This window comes from Microbulbifer sp. SE14 (genome assembly GCF_059834885.1).
Window position 1 is genome coordinate 1 of the sequence record NZ_JCBAJA010000030.1, and the last position, 23,469, is coordinate 23,469.

The following is a 23,469-nucleotide window of genomic DNA, read 5'->3' on the forward strand; positions in this document are numbered from 1 at the left end:
GCCTTGAGCGACCACGTAGAGAAGCCTGAAACTCAGTAATGGTTGGACAGCGGAAACCAGATTAGTGGTTGACATCAGGAGCCGCTTTAGAGAAGCGGCCCATGGCCGCGACTGGGCTCTGCCGGACGGCACTGAGTCAGGTTCTGCTGCCGGTGACTGCCTGGGAAACATTTACCGATCAGGTTTTTTCCCGGGCGGCCACCGGCAGCAGGACCGGTCGAAGTCCGATCGCGGCCGTGGGCGGATGGCCGCCCCGCCGCTCCTGCACCATTCCTCCAAGCTCCCGCGGAGCAATCCGCAGGCGCTTTGTCATTTGCGGCTATAGTGAATAAAGAGGCGCCGCGGCGCCCGATTTTTCCCTTGGTGAGCAGTCGCGAACAGCAGTCATGTCCGCAGGCATTCCCTTGTCCCCCTACGGCCCCCGTCCCCCGGGGCAGCGCATCAACCGCCTGGTGGTGGCCGGCCTGGCGGCCCTGCTGTTGCTGGTGGTTGCCGCCCTGTGGCTCTACCTCTACCTGAAAACCCTGGAAAAACCCTACTACGAACTCAAGGGCTACCGTGTCGCCACCGTGCAGAGCTTCAATAGTTTTCTGCGCCGCAGCGGCAACCGCGCGCGCGTCAATCAGCTGGCCGACTTCCTGAAGGAACGCGGCGTCGGCGATGTGACCGCGGTGCACAACCTGTTGCGCCAGGGCACCGACTGGCTGGATATCGACGAGCCGCCCTTCGCAATACCGCCGAGCGACCAGTGGCGCAACATAGTGGCTACCCTGGTCCTGCTGCGCGACGAGGTGGAGCCCGCGCTGGGGCCGATGGACATCCTCTCCGCCTACCGCACCGACAACTACAACCGCAAGTCGGGCGGCGCCAGCAGCAGCAAGCACCGCGACTTCTGCGGCCTTGACCTGATCCCGAAATCCAATATCAGCCGCAAGGAGCTGGTGGAGGAACTGCGCAGCCTGCACGCGCGCCTCGGGCCCGGGAGCAACCTCGGGCTGGGCATCTACTACAACCTGCGCTTCCACATAGACACCTGCGGCTACCGGACCTGGTGAACTGCAGAACCCCTCTGGATACCTTATGGATTCTTTCCATGGATATACATGAGAGTGAAGACCACGAATATGTCGACATTCATATCGAGCGGCGCCGGATCATCTGGTTCTCCGCCCTGGTGCTCGCCGGCATCATCGCGCTGGTGGTGCTGACCGTAGACAAAGTCCGGGAGCTGGCGGAGCGCATAGTCACCCCGGTGGAGTACAGGCCGATACCCGACGTCTACGAGATCAAGGGCTACGCCGCCGCCTCGGAGAAGGCCTTCGACAAGTTCCTGAGTGAGGGGAACAATCGCGAGACCTACGCGAAGCTGGAGAACTTCCTGCAACGGAACCAGGTGGACCAGGTTGTGCCGCCCTTCCAGCTGCTGCGCCAGGGTAGCGACTGGCAGGAAATCGACGAACCGCCCTTCGCGATACCGCCGGAGGAAAACTGGAAGACCATGGTCGATACACTGCGCGTGGTGCAGCAGGAAATAATCCCGCGCATCGGGCCGGTGCACGTGCTGTCCGGCTGGCGCACCGACACCTACAACGGCAAGGCCGGTGGCTCAAAGCTCAGCAAACACATGCACTTCTGCGGCCTGGACATGGTCCCGGAGAAAAAATTCTCGCGCAGGCAACTGGTGCCGATACTGCGCGACATCCACAAGAATTCCGGGCGCAAGTGGAATATGGGTCTCGGCATCTACAGCGGGGTGCGCTTTCACGTGGATACCTGCGGCTACCGGCGCTGGTAAATGCCCGGGGCAACTGGTAAGCGCCTGCGGCCACTGGTAAAAGCCACCGGCTTCTGATTACATAGGCGCGATTCGGGCGCTCTGTTTTAATGCGCCACAACAATAATTGAAGGAATGTCCGGTGCAGGAAAAACTGGAAAGGCGCTCGTTTATCGTTTCACTGGTGCTGGTGACACTGGCCTTTGCGCTGCTGTTGAAGCCCTTTTTCACCCCCATCTTCTGGGCCTGTGCCATTGCACTGATTTTCTTCCCTGTCTACCGCCGCCTTGTCGGGCGCTTCCCAAAATGGCGCAACCTGATGGCGCTTCTGACACTGCTGCTGTGCGTGGTGCTGGTGGTGATTCCGGTGCTGGCGGTGGCCAGTACCTTTATCAACGAGGCAGTGGGCGTCTACCAGAAAATCCAGAGCGGCCAGATAGATCTGTCGCAGCAGTTGGAAAAGGTACGCACTGCTTTTCCCGGCATCAACGCGATGCTGGAGCGCACCGGCCTCGACCTGGACCAGATCAAACAGCGCCTGCTCGGCGGCTTTATGAGTGCCGGCAGTTTCCTGGCCAAGAACGCCCTGGCCCTGGGACAGAACACCCTGAACTTCTTCGTGATGCTGGGGCTGATGCTCTACCTGACCTTCTTCCTGCTGCGCGACGGCGAGAAGCTGGTGAACCTGCTGATCCGCGCCCTGCCGTTGGGAGACGAACGCGAGCACCTGCTGCTGGCCAAGTTCGCCGAGGTGACCCGGGCCACCATCAAGGGCAATCTGGTGGTCGCCGTGACCCAGGGCACCCTGGGCGGACTCATCTTCTGGATCCTCGGCCTGCCGGCACCGCTGTTGTGGGGGGTGGTCATGACACTGCTGTCGCTGCTGCCCGCTATCGGCGCGGCGTTGATCTGGTTCCCCGCCGCGATTTATCTCTACGCCATTGGGGACATCGTCAAGGCCTCGGTGCTGCTGGTGTTCGGCTTCGCCGTCATCAGCCTGGTGGACAACCTGCTGCGGCCGATGCTGGTGGGGCGCGACACCAAGCTGCCGGACTATATAGTGCTCTTCTCCACTGTCGGCGGCCTGATCATGTTCGGTATCAGCGGCTTCGCCATAGGGCCGTTGCTGGCGGCACTGTTTATGGCCTTCTGGGAGATCTTTATGCGGGAATTCATCAACTCGCCCCCGAAAAAGTCCCCCTAGTTGCTTACTGCCCGGGGCGATGAATCCAACCTCCGGTCGGTAGAGTAGATCCCTGCGCCGCGCCAGGACCGGGGCAACGTAACAAGACCACGCGACCGATACCGGCATCGCGACACCTGACATTTATCCCTTTTTCGCAGAAAAGTTGCCTATATTTTCCCGCCGGTCCACCGCCACTCCCCGCGCTCTTGCATAGCGACAGGCCATGCGGTAGAAGTGTGGCCGAAGTTACCGCAACGAACCGCCATGTATCCAAGCAAGCGCGCTGCGGGCGACCCGCTCTGCGATCGCTCCAGCGATTATCACCTCAGCGAATGGTTCAATAACTGAGTTCCCCCTCCTCCCGGTGGGGCGGCGGCCCTGTGCCGCGCACCCTGACGGCCCAATGCCTGCCCCATCGAGCAGGCGACATTTTCACAAGCACCAAATTCCCGCACTGGCAAGCACGCCACCCAGACCGATTCGCGCGAACAATGACAACCAAAAATGAGAGAACCATGGGTATGACCATAAAACACTACCGCAGGAACCTGATTGCGCTGGCGATCGCCGCCGGCCAGGCCGCGCCCCTGGTGGCGCAAGAGGCACAGGAGAGTGCAACGACACTGGAAGAGGTGGTGGTCACCGCCAGCCGCCGCGCCGAGTCCATCCAGGAAATTCCCTACAACATCACCGCCGTCACCGGCGAGGCGCTCGAAAATATCGGCGCCGATGACCTGACGAAAATGGTGCAATTCATTCCCGGCATGCAGATGATCGACGCCGGCGCGCGCTCAACCGGCCTGGTGACCCTGCGCGGCATGAACGTCGGTGGCCTGGAAGCGTCCGAGAACCAGGGCGGCAAGGACATCATCTCCCGCTATGTGAACGACACCCCGCTGCTGATCGACTTCAAGCTGGTGGACATCGAGCGGGTCGAAGTGCTGCGCGGTCCCCAGGGCACCCTCTACGGTCGCGGCGCCATGGCCGGCACCCTGCGCTATATCCTCAACAAGCCCAGTACCGAGGCGATCGAGGGCTCCATCAGTACCGAGATCTACCAGAACAGCGAGAGCGACGGCATCTCCACCGAGGTCAGCGGCGTCCTCAACCTGCCCCTGTCCGAAACCCTGGCGCTGCGCTTCTCCGGCACCCGCGTCGATGACGCCGGCTTCGTGGACTACAAGAATGTGCTCGTCGAGCCGGGCGTGAGCAATGCCGAACGCACCATCGACGATGCCAACAGCGAGGAAACCAATTCCGCCCGCGTTTCCCTGCGCTGGGAGCCCTCCGACGAGTTCTTCGCGCAGGGCAACTACTATGTACAGAATTCCAAGGCCGGCGGCCGCCAGGCGGTGAACCCCGAGTTTACCGGCAGTGATTTCTCCTCCGCGCTGCGCTACGAGGAAGTGCGCGAGAACAAAGACTCGCTGTTCAACGCGGAGCTCGGTTACAACAGCGACGCCATCGAGATCTTCTCCACCACCTCTCTCGCCGAATACGAGGGCATCGGCAACCGCGACCAGACCGACCTGCTTTGCGTCGACATCTGGCCAGGATACTGCGACTTCCCCGAGTTCTCCGGCTACACCGTGGACGACAATCAGTCCGAATCCCTGGTGCACGAAACCCGCTTCCTGTCCACGGACGCCAATTCGCCCGACTGGCTCGACTGGATCGCTGGTGTCTATTACGAGGAAACCGACACCCTGCTGGACGCCCGTGAGTACACCCCCGGCTACCAGGACTGGGCCGGCATCGACACCGGTTACGGTGAACTCGAGTACTGGCGCTATGCCGACAGTACTTTCGAGGAGCGCGCGGTCTACGGTGAGACCACCTTCCACGCCAACGACCAGCTGCAGTTGACTGTGGGCGCTCGTTATTTCGAGCAGGAAGAAACCTTCGATTATGACTGCAACATCATTCCCGTATACGCATACTGGGAGCTCCCCGCCATTGAACCCGACTGTCGCTCAGGCTCGGGGAAAATTGACGATACCGTATTCAAGCTGAACGCGGCGTACGATTTCACCGACGGCGTGATGCTCTATGCGACTGTAGCCGAAGGCTTCCGCCGCGGCGGCGCCAATGCCGGCCCACAGCTGCTCGACAGCGAACAGACCTTCACTTCGGACTCAGCCGTCAACTATGAACTGGGCTGGCACACTACCCTGGCCCAGGGCGCGGTGATCTTCAACGGCGCCGTATTCATAATCGACTGGAGCGACCTGCAGGTTCCGACCAAATCCCAGGAGGCCGCGATCAACATCACCAAGAACGCCAGTCGCGGTGAGATCACCGGCCTGGAGCTGTCCACCCAGGCGGCGGTTTCCGACAACCTGACCCTGAGCGGCTGGGTCACCTACTACGACCACGCGCTGAAGGGCGATGCACCGGAAATCGACGGCTTCGACGGCGACAGTTTCCCGGGCGTACCCAACCTGCAGGCCAATGTGGCGTTCGACTATGCGATCGAAGTGCCCACCGGTGAACTGACCCTGCGCGGCAACGCCTACTACAAGGACGACGTGCAGACCCGCCTGAACAGCATTGGCGACAACTTCGACAACGAGACACTGGACTCCTACGTGGTGGCCAACCTGTCCGCCGACTACCGCCTGGACCAGTGGCGCGCGTCGCTGTTCGCCGACAACATCACCAACGAGTACTACTTCTCAGGCGTCCGCAGTGAGAAACGCTACGGCGAGCGCGGCCAGTTCTACTATGTGGGCCAGCCGCGCACGCTCGGACTGAGTGTTTCCTACGAGTTTTGAATCCATTCCTCTCACACAATTGTTTGGCGGGGCCTTGCCCCGCTTTTTTTATTTCCGGGCTCTATAATGTGCCCCGATTCTTATGAAGCCACACACAGGCCGTCATTAGCAGGTAGCCATGATTCAGCCGGACCCCAAAGAGCAGCTCGAAAAAGTGCGTGCGGCGGTAGCACACAAAGACTGGCGTACCGCCACCGCGCTGTGTATCGACATTCTTAAAAGGGATCCGCGGCAAGCCGATGCCCATCTCGTTCTCGGGCTCGCCGCCGCTGAAGGCGGCAAGATCGGTGTGGCCCTGCGCGCATTCGAGACCGCACTGGAAATCGATGCAAACCGTTTCGATGCCCGCATCCAGAAAGCGCGCTGTCTGGTGCAGGCCGGCCGCCACGCGGACGCGGAACGGGAGGCGGACCGTTGTATCGAGCCGGCGCGGGAGAATGCCAAACTGCTGGACCTCCTGGCGACCGTGTTCAGCCATATCGGCAAGCAGGAAAAAGCCGAGCCTCTGATCCGCCGCGCCGCGGAACTGGCACCCGCGGATATCGCCATCCTCTCCAACGCCGCAGCTATACAGCTGTTTGCCGGCAGGGACGCGGAGGCGGTGCACAACCTCGAACGCGCCCTCCAGCTCGCCCCGGCGCACGGCCGCAGCCACTGGCAGCTCGCCAAAGCGCGCCGGGCCGTAAATCGCGAACACTGCCAGGCCATGGAGGCCCTACTGGCCGGGGAAAATGTCGGTGTCGGGACCAGAGTGTATCTTCACTATGCATTGGGTAAGGAGTATGAAGACCTGGCGCAGTGGGACAGGGCCTGGGCCCACTACCGGGACGGGAGCAGGCTGCAACGCGAGAGCATTCGCTACCGGATCGAGGACGACCAGGCACTGTTCAGTACGCTGATCGAGCGCTTCGATCAGCGCTGGTTCAGCGACACACCGGAGTGCTCCGGCGACCGGCAGGGCGAGCCGGTGTTTATCCTCGGCCTGCCCCGATCCGGCAGCACCCTGTTGGAGCGCATAGTGTCCAGCCACAGCCAAGTCCAGTCCCTGGGCGAGCTTGCGCAGTGGCCAATGGCCATCAAGCGGCTCGCCAACATCCGCGCGGCGGGGCTGTTCAGGGCAGATATCGCGGCGCAGGCGGCCACACTGGATCTGCGCCGGGCCGCAGAATTGTATCGACAGGAAATCGCCTATCTGCGCGATGGCAGTCCCTACTTTACCGACAAGCTCCCGAATAATTTCCTCTACCTGCCGTTGCTGGCCAAAGCCTTCCCGCAGGCGCGCATTGTGCATGTGCACCGCAATCCGATGGACAGCTGCTTCGCCATGTTCAAGCAACTGTTCGCGGACGCCTACCCTTTTTCCTACACACTGGAGGAACTGGGTGATTACTATGCGGCTTATCATCGGCTGATGGCGCACTGGCGCTCGCTGCTGGGGGAAAGACTGATCGAGGTGGACTACGATCGCCTGGTGACCGGCCAGGAGCAACAGACCCGGCTGTTGCTCGACAGGCTGGGGCTGCCCTTCGAGCCCGTCTGTCTCGACTTCCATCGCGCATCCGGCGCCGCAGCCACCGCCAGCGCCGCCCAGGTGCGCCAACCGATGCACAGCCGCTCTGTGGGCCGCTGGCGCCAACTCGCCGACGCCCTCGCGCCGCTGCGGCAACGGCTGCAGGCTGAGGGTATTGCGGTGGCGTAATGGCGGCGCCCGCGCTCCCGCAGTGGCCTCCTGTCACCGCGCCGGTTAGCATAGCCGCACCCACCATATGCAAAAACAGGAACGGATTGCACAATGAAACGCCTAATCGCTTTTCTGCTCACCTCAGTTGTCGCCCTGCCGACCCTGGCACTGGAACCCGGCCAGCCAGCACCCGACTTCACCCTGCAGGCCTCAGACGGAAAAACCTACTCGCTGTCCGACTTCAAGGACAAACAGGCCGTGGTCATCGCCTGGTACCCGAAGGCCTTTACCAAGGGCTGCACCATAGAATGCAAATCCCTGGCCGAAAACGGTCACCTGATCCGCGAGTACAATGTCGCCTACTTTATGGCGAGCACCGACGAGGTGGAGGTAAGTACAAAATTTGCCGCGGCGCAGGAAGCCGATTTCCCGCTGCTCAGCGACCCCGAGGGCGAGGTGGCCAAGGCCTACGATGTACTGATGCCGGTGATGAACATAGCGCGCCGCATCACCATCTATATCGGTAAAGACGGACGCATTCTCAAGATAGACAAGGAGATCCACCCGGCCACCAGCGCCGAGGACATCGCGCGGACGCTGGATGAGCTGGGAGTTGCGCGGAAAAGCTGACGCCTGCGCTATGCGGCACCGAAATGTTAAGGACACCAAGTGCAGCTTGGTGGTGTCCATGTGAGCAACTGGCCGGCGGAGTGACGATTGCCGCTTTGAGATTGCTCGATTGCGCCAGAGCCTCAAGGGAGGGAGCGCGGCGATCGCCTACTGCACTCGCGGTTTGTATTCGTCGCTGTTGAGCGGCACTTCCACCGTCAGCCGCTGCGCATTGATCCGGCAGCCGGTGCCGTTGCACTCCTCCGAAAGTCTTTGTAAAGCCGAAGTGCTCCTCCGCCACATCGCCGGGTGAAACCGGGTCCCGGTCGAGTGCGCCAGTCGACTCCATTTCACCCTCGGGGCGCTCCCCAGTCGCCAGGTCGACCCTCGTCCACCTTTTCCGATCGGAAAAGCTGTGCACTCCAGTGACTTCAAGGCTGGAAATGCAGGACTTGACCCCGAGACCCTCCATCGTGAAGCTCCATCCCTCGTCGCGCTCGGCCTCAAACCCGGGACCGTACCATAGTTGTACCCGGCGTGTGCCGACGGGGCCACCTTGTCCATTCCCTGGTACGGCTTCGCCAGGCGACATTTCGCTCTCTGATGCCACACTCACTATTACTCGGGAAAGTGACACACGGCTTCTACGTTGTTCCCATCCGGGTCCAATACAAAGGCACCATAGTACGCCGGGTGATACTCCGGCCGTAAGCCGGGCGTGCCATTGCACTGTGCGCCCGCAGCAATGGCGGTTGCGTAGAATTCATCTACCGATGCCCGGTCTTTAGCGGCGAAGGCGACGTGAATTGCAGCTATCGGTCTGCCTTCCTTTATCCAGAAGCCCGGTTTGCCGGAGGAGCCAAAGCCGCCGCCGGATATCGGGTGCTCCATGATCAGGGTATGACCGAGAGGCGCCAACACAGTCTCGTAGAAACGCTTGCTCTCTGAATAGTTTGAAACCGGAAGATTTATATGATCGAACATATCGGGCCTCGACAAGTTTATGAAAAGGGGTTCCGGATAACGTTATCCAGTGAGACCTGTGCATGTATCGGCTTTATACCATCCTGGTCTGTAAGCTCCACAAACCTTTCGGGACTGCCCCTGACACTGAAACGCCACTGCCCCGGAGCGCCGGTTTTGAAGTAGGCATTCTTGTCCCCGGCTTTATAGGCAAGGATATTCGCTGGACCTCCCTTTGGGTCTTCCCGAGCACCGGCAAGAGACAAGCAGTACTTTTTAACCTCATTCCTTTCCATGTCAGCCGTGCCGGTGTTGCTGTCCGGCGCTTAGTCCGCATCGCCGTTGATGCCCAGTTCCTTGAGCTTGCGCGTCAGCGTATTGCGCCCCCAGCCGAGCAGCTCGGCCGCATCGCGCTTCCTACCGGCGGTGTGCTTGAGGGCAATCTCGATCAGCGCGCGCTCGAAGGCCGGCACCGCCTCGCCGAGGATTTCGCGGCGGCCGGTGGCCAGGGCCTGGTCGGCCCAGAGGCGCAGGGCCTTTTGCCAGTCCTGCGGGGTGTCGCCGGCAGCGGCCTGCTGCTGCAGTTCCTGGGGCAGGTCCTCGACATGCACTTCGCGGCCGGAGGCCATCACGGTGATCCAGCGGCAGGTATTTTCCAGTTGGCGCACATTGCCGGGCCAGTCGAGGCCGGCGAGGTATTTCTCGGTTTCGCTGGTGAGGATTTTCGGCTCCACCCCCAGGTCCTTGGCGGCGGCGTTGAAGAAGTGGCGCACCAGCCGCGGTATGTCCTCGCGGCGGTCGGCCAGGCGCGGGATATGGATGCGGATCACGTTCAGGCGGTGGAACAGGTCCTCGCGAAACTTGTGCTGCTCCACCAACCTTTCCAGGTCCTGATGCGTGGCGGCGATAATGCGCACGTCCACCTTGACCGGCGTGTGGCCGCCGACGCGATAGAACTCGCCGTCGGCGAGAACCCGCAGCAGGCGCGTCTGGGTCTCCGCCGGCATATCGCCGATCTCGTCCAGGAAGAGGGTGCCGCCGTCGGCCTGTTCGAAGCGGCCGGCGCGCTGGGAGCTGGCGCCGGTGAAGGCGCCCTTCTCGTGGCCGAAGAGTTCCGATTCCATCAGGTCCCTGGGGATTGCGGCCATGTTCAGGGCGATAAAGGGCTGGTTCTTGCGCGGGCTGTGGTTGTGCAGCGCCTGGGCCACCAGCTCCTTGCCGGTGCCGGACTCGCCGTTGATCAGCACGGTGATGTTGGAGTGGGACAGGCGGCCGATGGCGCGGAACACCTCCTGCATCGCCGGCGCCTCGCCGATGATCTCCCTGCGCCCCCCGGCATTCTCCAGTTCGATCCGGCTGTCGTGCAGTTGCTCGCTGGCGTGGGCCAGGGCGCGGCGGGTGACGGCCACCGCCTCGTCCACGTCGAAGGGCTTGGGCAGGTATTCGAAGGCGCCGCCCTGGTAGGCGGCCACGGCGCTATCCAGGTCCGAGTGGGCGGTCATGATGATGATCGGCAGCGCGGGCCTCTCCGCCTGGAAGCGCTGCAGCAGCTTGAAGCCGTCCGAACCGGGCATGCGGATATCGCTGATCACCACGTCCGGCGAGTCGCTGTAGAAGTCGTCCAGGGCGCGGTCGCCGTTCTCAAAGCACTTGGTCTCGATGCCGGCCCGGGCCAGGGCGCGCTCCAGTACCCAGCGGATCGATCGGTCGTCGTCAATTATCCAAACGCGATTGCTCATACTCACACTTCCGCTAAATCAGTTATTCGTTGGCTCATCATTCGCTGGCTCTCTATTCGCCAGCTAAGGGCAGGTAGATCTGGAAGACGCTCTGCCCGGGGCGGCTGTCGCATTTGATCAGGCCGCGGTGCTGATTGATGATGTTCTGCGAGATCGACAGGCCCAGGCCCGAGCCCTCGGCGCGCCCGGAGATCATCGGGTAGAAGATGCGCTCGCGGATGTCCTCGGGAATGCCCGGGCCGTTGTCCTCGATTTCTATACGGCACACCAGCGGGCAGTGGCGCCGGCCTATGGTGAACTGGCGCTGGATGCGCGTGCGCAAAACTATTTCGCCGGCCGCCAGGCCGATGCTCTCGTCCAGGGCCTGCATGGCATTGCGGGCGATATTCAGCAGCGCCTGGATCAGCTGCTCGCTGTCGCCGGGGATGTCCGGGATCGACGGGTCGTAGTCGCGGCGGATTTTCAGTTCGCCGTCGCACTCGGCATCGATCAGTTGCGCCACCCGCTCGAGTATCTCGTGCACATTGGTGGGTTTCAGCTGCACCGGTTTGCGCGGGCCCAGCAGGCGGTCGACCAGGTTCCGCAGCCGGTCCGCCTCGTCGATGATGATCTGGGTGTACTCCGACAGCTCCTCGTCCGGCAGCTCCCGCTGCAGCAGCTGCGCCGCGCCGCGGATGCCGCCGAGGGGGTTCTTCACCTCGTGGGCCATGCCGCGCACCAGGTTGCGGGTGGTCTCCTGGGCGCTGATCAGCGCATCCTCGCGGGCGATGCGTAGCAGCCGGTCCATGGACTGCACCTCGAGCAGCAGCAGGCCCAGTTCCGGCACCGGGCTCACCGAGTAGTCGACGGTGCGTGTCTCCAGGTTGTGCAGCCGCCAGCTGGCGCGGCGCACCGTGTACTTCTCGCCGCTGGCCAGGGCGCTGCGCATGGCCTGCTCGGCGGCCTGCGACTCGCGCACCACCTCCTCCAGCGGCAGGCCGCTGACCCGCGCGCTGGACGCGGCGAGCAGGTCCTCGGCGGCAGAGTTGAGGTAGCAGAGCAGCAGGCTGTCATCCAGCACCAGCACCGCGGAGGTCAGGCTGTCCAGCAGCTGGCGCAACTGGCGGTCGTTGAGCATGCAGTCGTTTCCGGTTCAATCGGGGCGCGGCGCGGACCCGCGGTCCGCACCCCGCCAAACGTCGTCAATAGGCCGTTGTTTTCTGTCAGTGCAAGAAGCAAACCAAAATGGCGCATGCGGGTACCGACGGCGCTTTCGGGTGGCCGGCACTGACCCGTCGGGGGGCGAAACCAGGCCGCGGGGCCTGTCGTGGCGCGCCCTGTGATGCGAGTGGGGACACACTGCGGATCGCCCTCCCGGAGATGCACCATTATTGTGCATTGATTAAAAAAACGCCAGCGTGGACGTCCGGGAGAGGGCAGATACGATGGACGGGACCCGGCGCAGCCCGGTCCCGTGGGAAGCGGATCAGTTGTTGGGCTGCGCCTTCGGCAGCCCGGGGGCCACCGGGGCCTTGGGCGCCTGCTGCGCCTGGCCCGCCGGGTTGTCCGGCACTGTGCCACCGGGGCGATGCACGTAAATGGTGACGGCCTGGGACCGGGCCAGCACATTGCCGCCCGGGTCGGTGAGCACCGCCTGCACGCTGTGGGAGCCGCGCTCCAGGGCGGAGATATCCAGGCTGGTGCCGGAGGAGCTCCCGGCCCAGGGCTGGCCGTCCACCACGGCGAAGAACCGGTAGCCGGTGCGCGGCACCGGGTCCACTGCCACCTGCAGCACGATAAAGCGCTGGCCAGGGGGGATGGTGGCGCCGTCCTGGGGGCTGACAATGGCGAAATTGATCGGGCCGGTGTATTCGTCCTCCTGGTCCCGCCGGTCTTTCGGCGACAGCTTGCGGATGGGCAGGGGGCGCGGCAGGGCGATGGGCTGCACATTGGTGGGGCCCAGGTCGACCTTCTCCGCCTTTTCCCCCGGCAGCGGCTTGTCGCTGAAGACGACACGGCCGCCCGGACCCACGGATTTGTAGATGGCGTTGCCTGCGGGCAGGTCGTCGGTGCCGTCGCCGCCGGCCAGGGTGGCCAGGGGGGCAGCGAGCAGCAGTGCCAGTAGCAGTTTGTGTCCTTTCATCGGTCCTCGATCGCGGCCAACGGCCGCTCCTACTGGGGGGGGAATCCCGGGTCCCGGTTAATTAAAGGCTAGTGTACCTGCAAAAAAAAAGCCCGCACCAGGGCGGTGCGGGCTTTTTGCAACAGTGTGAAGTTGTGAGACTTACACCGAGTAGTACATATCGAACTCGACCGGGTGAGTGGTCATCTGCAGGCGCTCCACCTCGGCGCGCTTCAGGTCGATGTAGGCATCGATGGCGTCGTCGGTGAATACGCCGCCCTCGGTCAGGAAGGCGCGGTCCTGATCCAGTGCATCCAGGGCCATTTCCAGGCTGGAGGCGACGGTCGGGTACTCGGCCAGCTCTTCCGGCGGCAGGTCGTACAGGTCCTTGTCGGCGGCGTCGCCGGGGTGGATCTTGTTCTTGACGCCGTCGAGGCCGGCCATCAGCAGGGCGGCGAAGGCCAGGTAGGGGTTGGCAGTCGGATCCGGGAAGCGGGTCTCGATGCGCTTGCCCTTCGGGCTCGGCACGAACGGAATGCGGATGGACGCGGAGCGGTTGCGCGCGGAGTAGGCCAGGATCACCGGCGCCTCGAAGCCCGGCACCAGACGCTTGTAGGAGTTGGTGGAGGCGTTACAGATGGCGTTCAGGGCGCGGGCGTGCTTGATGATACCGCCGATGTAGAACAGCGCGGTCTCGGACAGGCCGGCATAGGCGTCGCCGGCGAACTGGTTGACGCCGTCCTTGCTGAAGGACTGGTGTACGTGCATGCCGGAACCGTTGTCGCCCACCAGCGGCTTGGGCATGAAGGTCGCGGTCTTGCCGTAGGCGTGGGCCACGTTGTGCACTGCGTACTTGAGGATCTGCACCTCGTCCGCTTTCTTGGTCAGGGTGTTGGCGCCGACGCCGATTTCACACTGGCCGGCGGTGCCAACTTCGTGGTGGTGCACTTCCACATGCAGGCCCATCTGCTCCATGGCGGTGCACATGGCGGCGCGGATGTCGTGCAGGGAGTCGACCGGCGGAACCGGGAAGTAGCCGCCCTTCACGCCCGGGCGGTGGCCGATGTTGCCCTCGGCGTAGGTGGCGCCGGAGGACCAGGCCGCCTCTTCGGAGTTGATCTTGTAGAAGGCACCGCCCATTTCCGCGCCCCAGGTGATGTCGTCGAAGACGAAGAACTCGGGCTCCGGGCCAAACAGGGCGGTGTCACCCAGGCCGGTGGACTTCAGGTATTCCTCGGCGCGCAGCGCGATGGAGCGCGGGTCGCGCTCGTAGCCCTGGCCGGTGATCGGGTCGACGATGTTGCAGCGGATGATCACGGTGCTCTCGTCGGTGAAGGGGTCCAGGAAGGCCGTGTCGTCGTCCGGCATCAGGATCATGTCGGACTCGTTGATGCCCTTCCAGCCGGCGATGGAGGAGCCGTCGAACATCTTGCCCTCTTCGAAGAACTCGCTGTCAACTTCCTTCGCCGGAATGGACACGTGCTGTTCTTTACCCTTGGTGTCGGTGAAGCGCAGGTCTACCCACTTGGCTTCACTCTCTTTGATCAAACCGAGCGTTTTAGCTGACATTGGAATCCTCCAGGTCTTGAAAAGTAATTTGTCGCAAAGCCCTTCTGTGGCTTCAACTCTCTACCTGGCGTGAAACAAAGCAAGGAGTGTGCCAAATTGGGGCAGTGGCGTTGGGGCTGCGTTTGCGGCGTGCGCGGGGCGGACAGGGGCCAGAATAGAGGTAAAGTGTCCGCCCGGCCACATCCGCATGCACCAGTTTGGCGCGCATACTGGCAGCTGCGCACCAATGGTGTGCATGACCAACTTTTCGCCAGCTAGTTTATAATGCCGCACCTTCCATCCACAGGCGGTACACCACGGATTCCCATGCACTTTGTCGTCAAGTTCTTCCCCGAGATCACCATCAAGAGCAACCCGGTGCGCAAGCGCATGTCGCGCCAGCTCAAGGAAAACCTGCAGCGCCTGCTGCGGCAGCTGGACGACCGCATCCAGGTGCGCAAGGACTGGGAGAAAATCGACGTCATAGCCCCCGATGCAGTGGCCCACCTGGGCGGGCGCATCGAGGAGGTGCTGGCCCACACCCCCGGCATCGCCAACTTCTCGCGGGTGCAGCAGTTCCCGCTGGGCGACCTGCAGGACATCTACGAGAAGACGCTGTCCGTCTGGGGCGACAAGCTCACCGGCAAGACCTTCTGCGTGCGCGCCAAGCGCACCGGCGACCACGACTTCAAGTCCCTGGACGTGGAGCAGTATGTGGGCGGCGGCCTGAACCAGAATACCCAAGCCGCCGGCGTCAAGCTGAAGGACCCGGACATCACCGTGAAGCTGGAGATACGCCACGACAAGCTCAACGTGGTGGAACAGCAGACCCCGGGCCTGGGCGGCTTCCCCCTCGGCACCCAGGACCCGGTGCTGTCGCTGGTGTCCGGTGGCTTCGACTCCACCGTGGCCAGCTACCTGACCATCAAGCGCGGCATCCGCACCCACTTCCTCTTCTTCAACCTTGGCGGGCGCCAGCACGAACTCGGCGTGAAGGAGGTGGCCTTCTACCTGTGGCAGAAATACGGCGCCTCCCACCGGGTGCGCTTCGTCACTGTGCCCTTCGACGAGGTGGTGGCGGAGATCCTCGAGAATGTCGACGACTCCTATATGGGCGTGATCCTGAAGCGCATGATGCTGCGCGCAGGCTCCGTGATCGCCAAGGAACTGGAGGTGGACGCGCTGGTGACCGGCGAGGCCATCGCCCAGGTGTCCAGCCAGACCCTGAAGAACCTGTCGGTGATCGACAGCGTCACCGACACCCTGGTGCTGCGCCCGCTGATCACCAGCGACAAGACCGACATCATCCGCACCGCGCGAGAGATCGGCACCGAGGAGTTCGCCGCGAACATGCCCGAGTACTGCGGCGTGATCTCGGTGAAGCCCACCACGCGCGCGAAAATGGAAAAAGTGGAAAACGAGGAGAACCGCTTCGATTTCACGGTCCTGGACCGCGCCATCGGCAACCGCGTGATGCAGAATATCGACGAGGTGATGGAGGACGTGCGCGGCGAGACACCGGACGTGGAGGTGGTCGCCGAGCCCCACGGCCAGGTGGTGATCGATATCCGCCACCCGGACGAGGAGGAGCTGGACCCGCTGGAAGTGCCCGGCACCGATGTGGAGACCATCCCCTTCTACCGCCTGAGCAATGCCTTCAAGAAGCTGGACAAGGACCGCAACTATCTTCTCTACTGCAAGCGCGGCGTCATGAGCAAGCTGCATGCGTCGCATTTGCTGGACGAGGGCTACCGCAATGTGGGTGTCTTCAGGCCGGAAAAAGCCTCCCCCGATCAATAATTGCTGACTGGTGGCGTCGGTTTTTTGCACAGCGCGAAATTTCCGGCGCCCGGATGTCCTCCCGACACAGGACTCTTTCCAGAATTCCACAAATGCGCACCCTGCCCCCGCCCGGCGTGACCCGATTCGTTTTTCCCCCGCCGCTCTTCCCCTAAACTCCGCGCCGTTCAGTTTCCCATTTCCAACTGAGGTAAAGGCAATGCGCAATTTCGCGATTCTCCTGTGCCTGCTATTTGCAATCGCCGGCTGCGGCGGAGGCGGCTCCTCCGGTGAACCCGAGCAGGAAGCGGTCATGAGCGCCCCCGACGCCATGATCGGCATCATGCTCACCGACGCGCCCTCCGACGATATTGAGCGGCTGCTCGCCACCATCACCAGGATCGAGCTGGTGGGCGAGGAGCAGTCACACACCGTCTTCGACGGCGAGGAGCGGGTCGATTTCGCCCAGCTCACCGACTTCTACGAGCTGTTCAACATCACTTCGGTCACCCCCGGCACTTACCAGTTCGTCCGCATCCGGATGTCCGACGTAGTCATAGTGGCGGAAGACGACAGCGGCGCCCTGGTGGAAACCCGGGTTTCACTGCCCTCCAACACCATCGACCTGGCCCCGGAGAGCGCCTTTACCATCGCCGAGGGCCAGGTGCTCTTCCTGAAGATCGACTTCGATATCGACAAGGCCCTGGAGCTGCTGGCAGAGCAGGGCGGCGAGTTGGTGCTGCAGCCGGTGATCTTCGTCGAAATCGGCGAGCAGCTGCCTGCAGACCGCTTCGTGCGCCTGAGCGGTATCGTCGACGAGGTCCTGGCGGACGGGCTGCGCATCTGCGACACCCAGCTGATCTCCGAGGTGGACACCAAGCGCCGCGCCCTGGGCGCCTGCGCGGAGATAAAGACCGATATCCAGACCAGCTTCTTCGGCGCCGACGGCATGCCCGCCAGCTCCGCCGACCTGCTGGAAGGCGACGACGTGATAGTGGTCGGCTATATCAACCGCCGCGTCACCGAGATTCCCGCCATTCCCTACGGCCACTTCCCGCCGCCCGGGTCCTGTCGCCTGTGGTATCCCGCGCGCAGCACCGGCGACCAGCCGCCGCCGGAGTCCTGCGAGAACTTTGACACCCAGGCCGTGCCCGAAGGCGCCATTCTGCTGAACGATCAGGGCATGCCGGTGCAGGATATCTACGGCGCCGACGCCCTGGTGATAGAGCAGGGCCTGCCCAGTGAATTCCCGCGCCTGCGCGGCGGGGTCACCAGCCAGGTTACCAGCGGCCAGTTCGGCTTCCAGGCCGAAGGCGAGCAGTGGGGCGGCACCGCCCTGAGCGCCGTCCTCTTCCCGCAGACCCGCATCTTCTCCCGCGCCGGTGCCGAGCTGGAGGCGGAGGCCATCCAGCCGGAACTGAAGGCAAAGCTCGACGGTGTGCTGGCAGAGCCGGGGCAGGTGCGCACGGCCTTTATGGTGCTGAGGCTGGACGAGGTGCCCCAGTTGCGCCTCTCCGGCACCCTGCTGTCCGCCGAGGCCGGCGCGCTGACCCTGGCCACCGACAGCGGTGACCGCTGCGTCGATACCGAGGGGGCCGACATCTTCCTGGTGACCCAGGTGGACGGCCGCCAAGTCAGCGAACAGGTGTCCGAAGAGGACCTCGCGGCCGACCAGCCCATCGAGGCCTTCGGCACCGAGGGCACAGACGGCTGCTTTGTCGCCGAAACCGTCATCGCCGACGGGACCTGAGCCTGCGGCCCCGTTCCTCTCTCGCCCCTCCACTCCCTGCCCGCCCTTTCCCCGCACCCGTGCAATTTTTATCCAATCCCCGCTCCCAATTGTCACGCATCGCCTCTATAATCGCCGCCTTTGGCCGGACCGCCGCAGTATCAACCCCCGCAGGCCCCCGCCCCCTACCATTTCACGCATCAAGCCCAGAGGCCCCCAGTGATAGAGAAGTTGCGCAATATTGCGATCATCGCCCACGTAGACCACGGCAAGACCACCCTGGTCGACAAGCTGCTGTCCCAGTCCGGCACCCTCGACCGCCGCGACCAGGGCGCCGAGCGGGTGATGGACTCCAACGACCAGGAGAGGGAGCGCGGCATCACCATCCTGGCCAAGAACACCGCCATCCGCTGGAACGACTACCGCATCAATATCGTCGACACCCCCGGGCACGCCGACTTCGGCGGCGAGGTGGAGCGGGTGCTGTCCATGGTGGACTCGGTGCTGCTGCTGGTGGACGCGGTGGACGGCCCCATGCCGCAGACCCGCTTCGTGACCCAGAAGGCCTTCGAGCAGGGCCTGAACCCGATCGTCGTGATCAACAAGATCGACCGCCCCGGCGCGCGCCCGGACTGGGTGATGGACCAGGTGTTCGACCTCTTCGACAGCCTCGGCGCCACCGACGAGCAGCTGGACTTCCCGGTGGTCTACGCTTCCGCCCTGAACGGCATCGCCGGCCTCGACGACACCGATCTGGCCGAGGATATGACGCCGCTGTTCCAGATGATCGTCGACAAGGTGGCGCCGCCGGAAGTGGACCTGGGCGGCCCCTTCCAGATGCAGATCTCCGCGCTGGACTACAACAGCTACGTCGGCGTCATCGGCGTCGGCCGCATCACCCGCGGCACCCTGAAACCCAACCAGCAGGTGGTGGTACTGGACCGCGAGGACAAATCGCGCAAGGCCAAGGTGCTGCAGGTGATGGGCTACCTGGGCCTGGAGCGGATGGAAGTGGAGCAGGCCAGCGCCGGCGACATCGTCTGCATCACCGGTGTCGGCGAGCTGAACATCTCCGACACCTTGTGCGACCCGGAAAAGCCCGAGGCGCTGCCGGCCCTGACCGTGGACGAGCCCACCGTCAGCATGACCTTCCAGGTCAACGACTCCCCCTTCGCCGGCAAGGACGGCAAGTTCGTGACCTCGCGCAACATCAAGGAGCGCCTGGATCAGGAGCTGATCCACAACGTGGCCCTGCGGGTAGAGCAGGGAGACTCTCCGGATAAATTCAAGGTTTCCGGACGCGGTGAGCTGCATCTTTCCGTTTTGATCGAAAACATGCGCCGGGAAGGTTTCGAGCTGGGTGTGTCCCGCCCGGAAGTGGTGCAGAAGGAGGTCGACGGCGAGATCCACGAACCCTACGAGCAGGTGGTGATCGACGTCGAGGAACAGCACCAGGGCCCGATCATGGAGGAGCTGGGACTGCGCAAGGCGGACCTGACCAACATGGAACCGGACGGCAAGGGCCGCGTGCGCCTGACATTTGTCGTGCCGTCCCGCGGCATGATCGGCTTCCGCAACCAGTTCCTGACCCTGACCAGCGGCTCCGGCATCATGACCAGCATCTTCGACCACTACGGCCCGGTGAAAATGGGCGAGGTGGGCAAGCGCATCAACGGCGTGCTGGTCAGCATGGTCAACGGCAAGACCCTGGCCTACGCCCTCTACGCGCTGCAGGACCGCGGCCGCCTCTTCCTCGGCCACGGCGAGGATATCTACGAGGGCCAGATAGTGGGCATTCACTCCCGCGGCAACGACCTGGTGGTGAACCCCACCAAGGCCAAGCAGCTGACCAACATCCGCGCCGCCGGCACCGACGAGGCCCTGACCCTGACCCCGCCGATCCGCCACACCCTGGAGCAGGCGCTGGAGTTTATCGAGGACGACGAGCTGGTGGAGGTGACGCCGAACCACATCCGCCTGCGCAAGAAAATCCTGCAGGAGAATATGCGCAAGCGCGCGAAGAAATAAGCGCAGTTGCCGCCGAAAAAACGGGCCCATCGGGCCCGTTTTTTATTGCTGTTGCCCCAGCGTTAAAAGTATTCCCCCGGGACCGCGGAGCCCCAGCTCCGCAAACGGGCCGAAAGGCCCGCCCGGATATTTCACCAGAAAAAATTCCCCCTCGCGGAATAAATTCCGAGCCCGCCCGTCGTCCCTGTGAAACCAACACGAGGACACAACCATGAAACTCTACCGCTCCTTTCTCGCAGCCAGCCTGATCGCCACCGCCAGCCAGGCGCCGATTGCCGGCGCGCAGGCCGAAGCCAACGCCAGTGGGGCAGTCAGTGCGGATGTGCAGTTGCAGTCAAACATATCCGCGCACGGCAGCGCGCAGGCGGACGGTACCGCCGCTTCGCAAAAGGGTCGGGAAGCCGGCCAGTCTGCGGAAGTGGCGGCGGATCGGACGGCGTGGGCCGGCAATCAGGCACCGGGACGCCTCGATGCCGTGGTCGGCCTCGCACACTCCGCCACCCTGAGCGCCGGCGCCAAGGCCCGGGCCGGAGCGGAAATGGCGAAAGACGCGGCAGTTGAGGCGAAGGAAAAAACCACCGCCGGTATCGACAGCGTCCGCGCCGGTGCCGAGGGCACGGCTTCCACCGCAATCAGCAACTCCGCCAATACCGCCGCCGCGCTGGCAAGTAGCGTCAATGCGGATGCTTCCGCCGGTATCGGAGCCGCCGTCAGCGGCAGCGTCGCGCAGGCCCTGGAAGCCGCCACCGAGGCTGCGGCAAGCACCGAGATAGCCGCCGAAGTGACCGGGCAGGTGGAGGCCGCGGTAAACGGCGAAATTACCGCCGCCGTGCAGGAAACCGTGAACGCCACCGTAGAGGAAAGCCTGGACGCCAGTCTGCTGGGCCAGCTGTAAAACCTCTCCCGCGCACGCGGGGCCGCCAACGGCCCCGCCTCGGCTCGACGGATCCCAGGATCCGGTCAAAAGGAATCCAAAAAGTAAAAGGAGTCCGAACCATGAATAGCCATCGTTTTACAAAATCGCTGCTGGCGCTGTGCTGCTGCACTCTCGCCGTCACCGCCGCGGCGGAAGACAAGGTAGCCGTAAATTTCGAAGCCCGCGCCGGTCTGGAATACGACAGCAACCTCGCGCTGCAGGAGCTGGATCGCGTTTCGAATAGCGCCGACACCGCCACACTGCTGAACGCGGAACTTCACGGCCGCGCCCGGCTCACGAACAAATTCACCCTGAAAGGCGGCTACCGCCACGGGCGCAAGTCCTACCGCGAGCTCGACGATTTCGACCAGGTGCTGGGCACCCTGTCCCTCAAGGCCAGTTACGATTTCAGCCTGCTGACCCTGGGCGGCACTTATCACCGTGCCGATGCGGACCTGGCCAGCGAGCCTTTTTTGGAACTGGAACAGCGCAGTCTCTACGGGGGCAAGCTGCTGAACGAACGGTTTTATCTGCGCGCCGCCTGTAACCAGCGCGACAAGAAATTTGCCGGCAATCCGGCGCGCAACGCCACCGCGGATGGCCTGGATGCGGACGTTTTTGTGTTCTTTGACGGCGCCGCGAGTTTTGTTTCCATCGGCCTGGGCGTCGAGGAGGAAAACGCTCGCACAGACGAGTTCGACTACCGGGGCCTGACTTTCCGCGGCCGCTACTCCAAGCGCTTTTCCCTGTGGGGCAGGGACAGTCAAGTGCAATTGGCCTGGCGCCAGAGGTCGCGGGACTACGCGCGGGACCACCTCACTCCTGGAGATCCCGCTCCGGAATATCCCGCGCTCGGCGACGCTTTCGATCCCGCCCTGGACTCCACTGCCGACAGCCACCGCAAGGACCAGCGCCGCACCCTGGAGGCCAGCTGGGAAATGGAACTGGCCCCGGCCATCTCCGCCGTCGGCAAGGTGGAATACGGCAACCAGGATTCCAACCTGGCCAGCGCCGACTACAACGAAACCGTCACTTCCCTGATGCTGAAGGCCAGCTTTTAACCGGAAACCCGATCCCGGTGCAGCTGTAGGAGCGGCCATGGCCGCCCCGCCACTCCTAGGGATGAGCAGTGACAACCCGGCAAAGAAACAGATGAACCCGCATCTATTTCATTGCCACGGCAAAATCACTGCAGCAACCCGTACCCGAATACCGGATCCCGCCCCGGCTCACCCAGATCCAGTGCCCGGCTGGCGAGGCGCTCCATCACTTCGTCCGCGCCGCCGGCCCTGTCCGCCAGTTCGCAGGCCGCGAAGGCGGAAACGACGGGCGCGGCCATGGAGGTGCCGCTTTCGCGGCCGATGCCACCGCCGCTGCGGGCGGTGAGCACGGAGACGCCGCGCGCGGCAAAATCTATCTGCTCGCCGCGGTTGGCCCAGCGGTAGATGCGCGCTTCGCCGTCCACGGCGGTAGCGGCAATCACGCCGGCATAGGCCGCCGGATACAGCGGCGGTGCCGCCGGCCCGGCGTTGCCCGCCGCCGCCACCACCAGGGTGCCGCGCCCGATCACCCGCGCCAGGGCCGCGGCGAGCACGCGGTTGTCCGGGCCGGCCAGGCTCATATTGATCACACTGACCTCCTTGCCCATCAACCAGTTCAACCCCGCCACCAGGTGCATCATGGTGGCGCCCTGGGCGTATTGACTGCGCGGATAGAACACCGAGGCGTTATACAGGGTAGCGCCGGGCAGACGCGGCGCGATTTCCCCGCCGTCGCCCACCAGCAAACCGGCCACCGCGGTGCCGTGGGCATCGGGTTGCTCCAGCGCCCCTGCGAGAAAACGCTTTTCGCGGATGCGGCCCCGGGCGAAGGCGGGGTGATCCACCTGGATGGCGGTGTCGACCATGCCGATCTTCAGGGGCCGTGTGCAAATCGCGCCGCTTTCCTCTGCGTCAGACGAAACACTGCTGCCACCGGCCTGCTGCGGGCTGTCCTGCTGTGGGCTGTATATGTGGTTGCGGTCGAGGCGCTCCACCAGCGGCTCCGGCAATACCCGCCGCAGGGCGTCGCGGGAATCCAGTGCCTCCGGCACGCGGAAGCGCAGCAGGCTGAGGCCCAGGCCGTCGTAATCGGTCTGCTGCAGAATTTCGATATTCAATTTCTGCAGCATGTCCAGTTCGCCGGGCTCCAGGGTCGCCAGCCACTGGCGCTCCACCGCGCGCCAGCCGCCTTCCACCTCCACCTCGACAAACAGCGTATCGCCACTCGCGCCGACGATGGGCAGGCGCGCGGGGAGATCGGCCAGCGGATCCGGGGCGGATTCGACCGCCTGCACGCCAGTGGTCACTGCGTCCTGCGTCTCGCGCACGGCATCCCCGGCGTTGCGCCGGAGTTCCCGCGCCGCCCGATCCGCCTCGCGGGTCACCCGCTCCACGCCGCCCAGAATCGGCTGCGGGCTCAAAAGCTGCGCCCGGGCCGCCGGCTGCAAACACAGGAGCAGGCCCAGAGTCCCCACCATCAGGCAGCGTTTTTGTGTGTCGTGTTTCATATCCGCGGATACCTTTCGTTCTGTACTCTATTTAATCACGTTTGCGCCTGCGAAAAATTCCCGCCCGGACATAGAATCCGGGAATAAATCCGCT

The 23,469-nt window shown here is 63.6% G+C and carries 17 protein-coding genes; 11 read left to right on the top strand and 6 right to left on the bottom strand.

Annotated elements, in window-relative coordinates:
- Positions 1-386: 386 nt before the first annotated feature.
- From AC6R19_RS18170 to AC6R19_RS18195, 6 genes are all read left to right on the top strand, one after another.
- A complete protein-coding gene (locus AC6R19_RS18170) occupies positions 387-1,055 on the top strand; it encodes a D-Ala-D-Ala carboxypeptidase family metallohydrolase (RefSeq protein ID WP_500581269.1) in 669 nt (222 codons plus the stop codon).
- Between the two features lie 38 nt (positions 1,056-1,093).
- Positions 1,094-1,795, top strand: coding sequence for a D-Ala-D-Ala carboxypeptidase family metallohydrolase (locus tag AC6R19_RS18175; RefSeq protein ID WP_500581270.1), 702 nt, complete (start codon positions 1,094-1,096; stop codon positions 1,793-1,795).
- A 121-nt stretch (positions 1,796-1,916) separates the two neighbouring features.
- Positions 1,917-2,978, top strand: coding sequence for an AI-2E family transporter (locus tag AC6R19_RS18180; RefSeq protein WP_500581271.1), 1,062 nt, complete (start codon positions 1,917-1,919; stop codon positions 2,976-2,978).
- 497 nt (positions 2,979-3,475) lie between these two features.
- Complete coding sequence (locus AC6R19_RS18185) at positions 3,476-5,734, top strand: TonB-dependent receptor (RefSeq protein WP_500581272.1); 2,259 nt, start codon at positions 3,476-3,478, stop codon at positions 5,732-5,734.
- 118 nt (positions 5,735-5,852) lie between these two features.
- The gene (locus tag AC6R19_RS18190) at positions 5,853-7,433 is read left to right on the top strand and encodes a tetratricopeptide repeat-containing sulfotransferase family protein (protein WP_500581273.1); all 1,581 of its coding nucleotides are present in this window, start codon (positions 5,853-5,855) and stop codon (positions 7,431-7,433) included.
- Positions 7,434-7,526: 93 nt separating this feature from the next.
- On the top strand, positions 7,527-8,045 hold the full coding sequence (locus AC6R19_RS18195) for a peroxiredoxin family protein (RefSeq protein ID WP_500581274.1): 519 nt from the start codon (positions 7,527-7,529) through the stop codon (positions 8,043-8,045).
- Between the two features lie 597 nt (positions 8,046-8,642).
- Here the strand turns inward: AC6R19_RS18195 and AC6R19_RS18200 are convergent.
- The 5 genes from AC6R19_RS18200 to glnA all read right to left on the bottom strand — a co-directional run bounded on the left by AC6R19_RS18200 (position 8,643) and on the right by glnA (position 14,396).
- On the bottom strand, positions 8,643-9,008 hold the full coding sequence (locus AC6R19_RS18200) for a VOC family protein (RefSeq protein WP_500581275.1): 366 nt from the start codon (positions 9,006-9,008) through the stop codon (positions 8,643-8,645).
- 305 nt (positions 9,009-9,313) lie between these two features.
- Positions 9,314-10,726, bottom strand: coding sequence for a nitrogen regulation protein NR(I) (ntrC, locus tag AC6R19_RS18205; protein WP_500581276.1), 1,413 nt, complete (start codon positions 10,724-10,726; stop codon positions 9,314-9,316).
- A 52-nt stretch (positions 10,727-10,778) separates the two neighbouring features.
- Entirely contained in the window at positions 10,779-11,843 is a 1,065-nt protein-coding gene (glnL, locus tag AC6R19_RS18210) for a nitrogen regulation protein NR(II) (RefSeq protein ID WP_500581277.1), read from the bottom strand.
- A 348-nt stretch (positions 11,844-12,191) separates the two neighbouring features.
- On the bottom strand, positions 12,192-12,848 hold the full coding sequence (locus AC6R19_RS18215) for a DUF4124 domain-containing protein (RefSeq protein WP_500581278.1): 657 nt from the start codon (positions 12,846-12,848) through the stop codon (positions 12,192-12,194).
- Between the two features lie 141 nt (positions 12,849-12,989).
- Entirely contained in the window at positions 12,990-14,396 is a 1,407-nt protein-coding gene (glnA, locus tag AC6R19_RS18220) for a glutamate--ammonia ligase (protein WP_500581279.1), read from the bottom strand.
- A gap of 306 nt (positions 14,397-14,702) precedes the next feature.
- Between glnA and thiI the strand changes: the two genes are divergently transcribed.
- The 5 genes from thiI to AC6R19_RS18245 all read left to right on the top strand — a co-directional run bounded on the left by thiI (position 14,703) and on the right by AC6R19_RS18245 (position 21,888).
- On the top strand, positions 14,703-16,175 hold the full coding sequence (gene thiI, locus AC6R19_RS18225) for a tRNA uracil 4-sulfurtransferase ThiI (protein ID WP_500581280.1): 1,473 nt from the start codon (positions 14,703-14,705) through the stop codon (positions 16,173-16,175).
- Between the two features lie 199 nt (positions 16,176-16,374).
- Positions 16,375-17,904, top strand: coding sequence for a DUF4382 domain-containing protein (locus AC6R19_RS18230; protein ID WP_500581281.1), 1,530 nt, complete (start codon positions 16,375-16,377; stop codon positions 17,902-17,904).
- A gap of 198 nt (positions 17,905-18,102) precedes the next feature.
- A complete protein-coding gene (gene typA / locus AC6R19_RS18235; RefSeq protein WP_500581282.1) occupies positions 18,103-19,911 on the top strand; it encodes a translational GTPase TypA in 1,809 nt (602 codons plus the stop codon).
- Positions 19,912-20,122: 211 nt separating this feature from the next.
- Positions 20,123-20,806 (top strand): hypothetical protein, encoded by a 684-nt coding sequence (locus AC6R19_RS18240; RefSeq protein ID WP_500581283.1) that lies wholly within the window; start codon positions 20,123-20,125, stop codon positions 20,804-20,806.
- Positions 20,807-20,907: 101 nt separating this feature from the next.
- Entirely contained in the window at positions 20,908-21,888 is a 981-nt protein-coding gene (locus AC6R19_RS18245; protein ID WP_500581284.1) for a hypothetical protein, read from the top strand.
- Between the two features lie 125 nt (positions 21,889-22,013).
- Here the strand turns inward: AC6R19_RS18245 and AC6R19_RS18250 are convergent, their stop codons facing one another.
- Positions 22,014-23,375 carry a S8 family serine peptidase gene (locus AC6R19_RS18250; protein WP_500581285.1) on the bottom strand — a complete coding sequence of 454 codons (1,362 nt, stop codon included), beginning with the start codon at positions 23,373-23,375 and terminating at the stop codon, positions 22,014-22,016.
- Between the last annotated feature and the right edge of the window lie 94 nt (positions 23,376-23,469).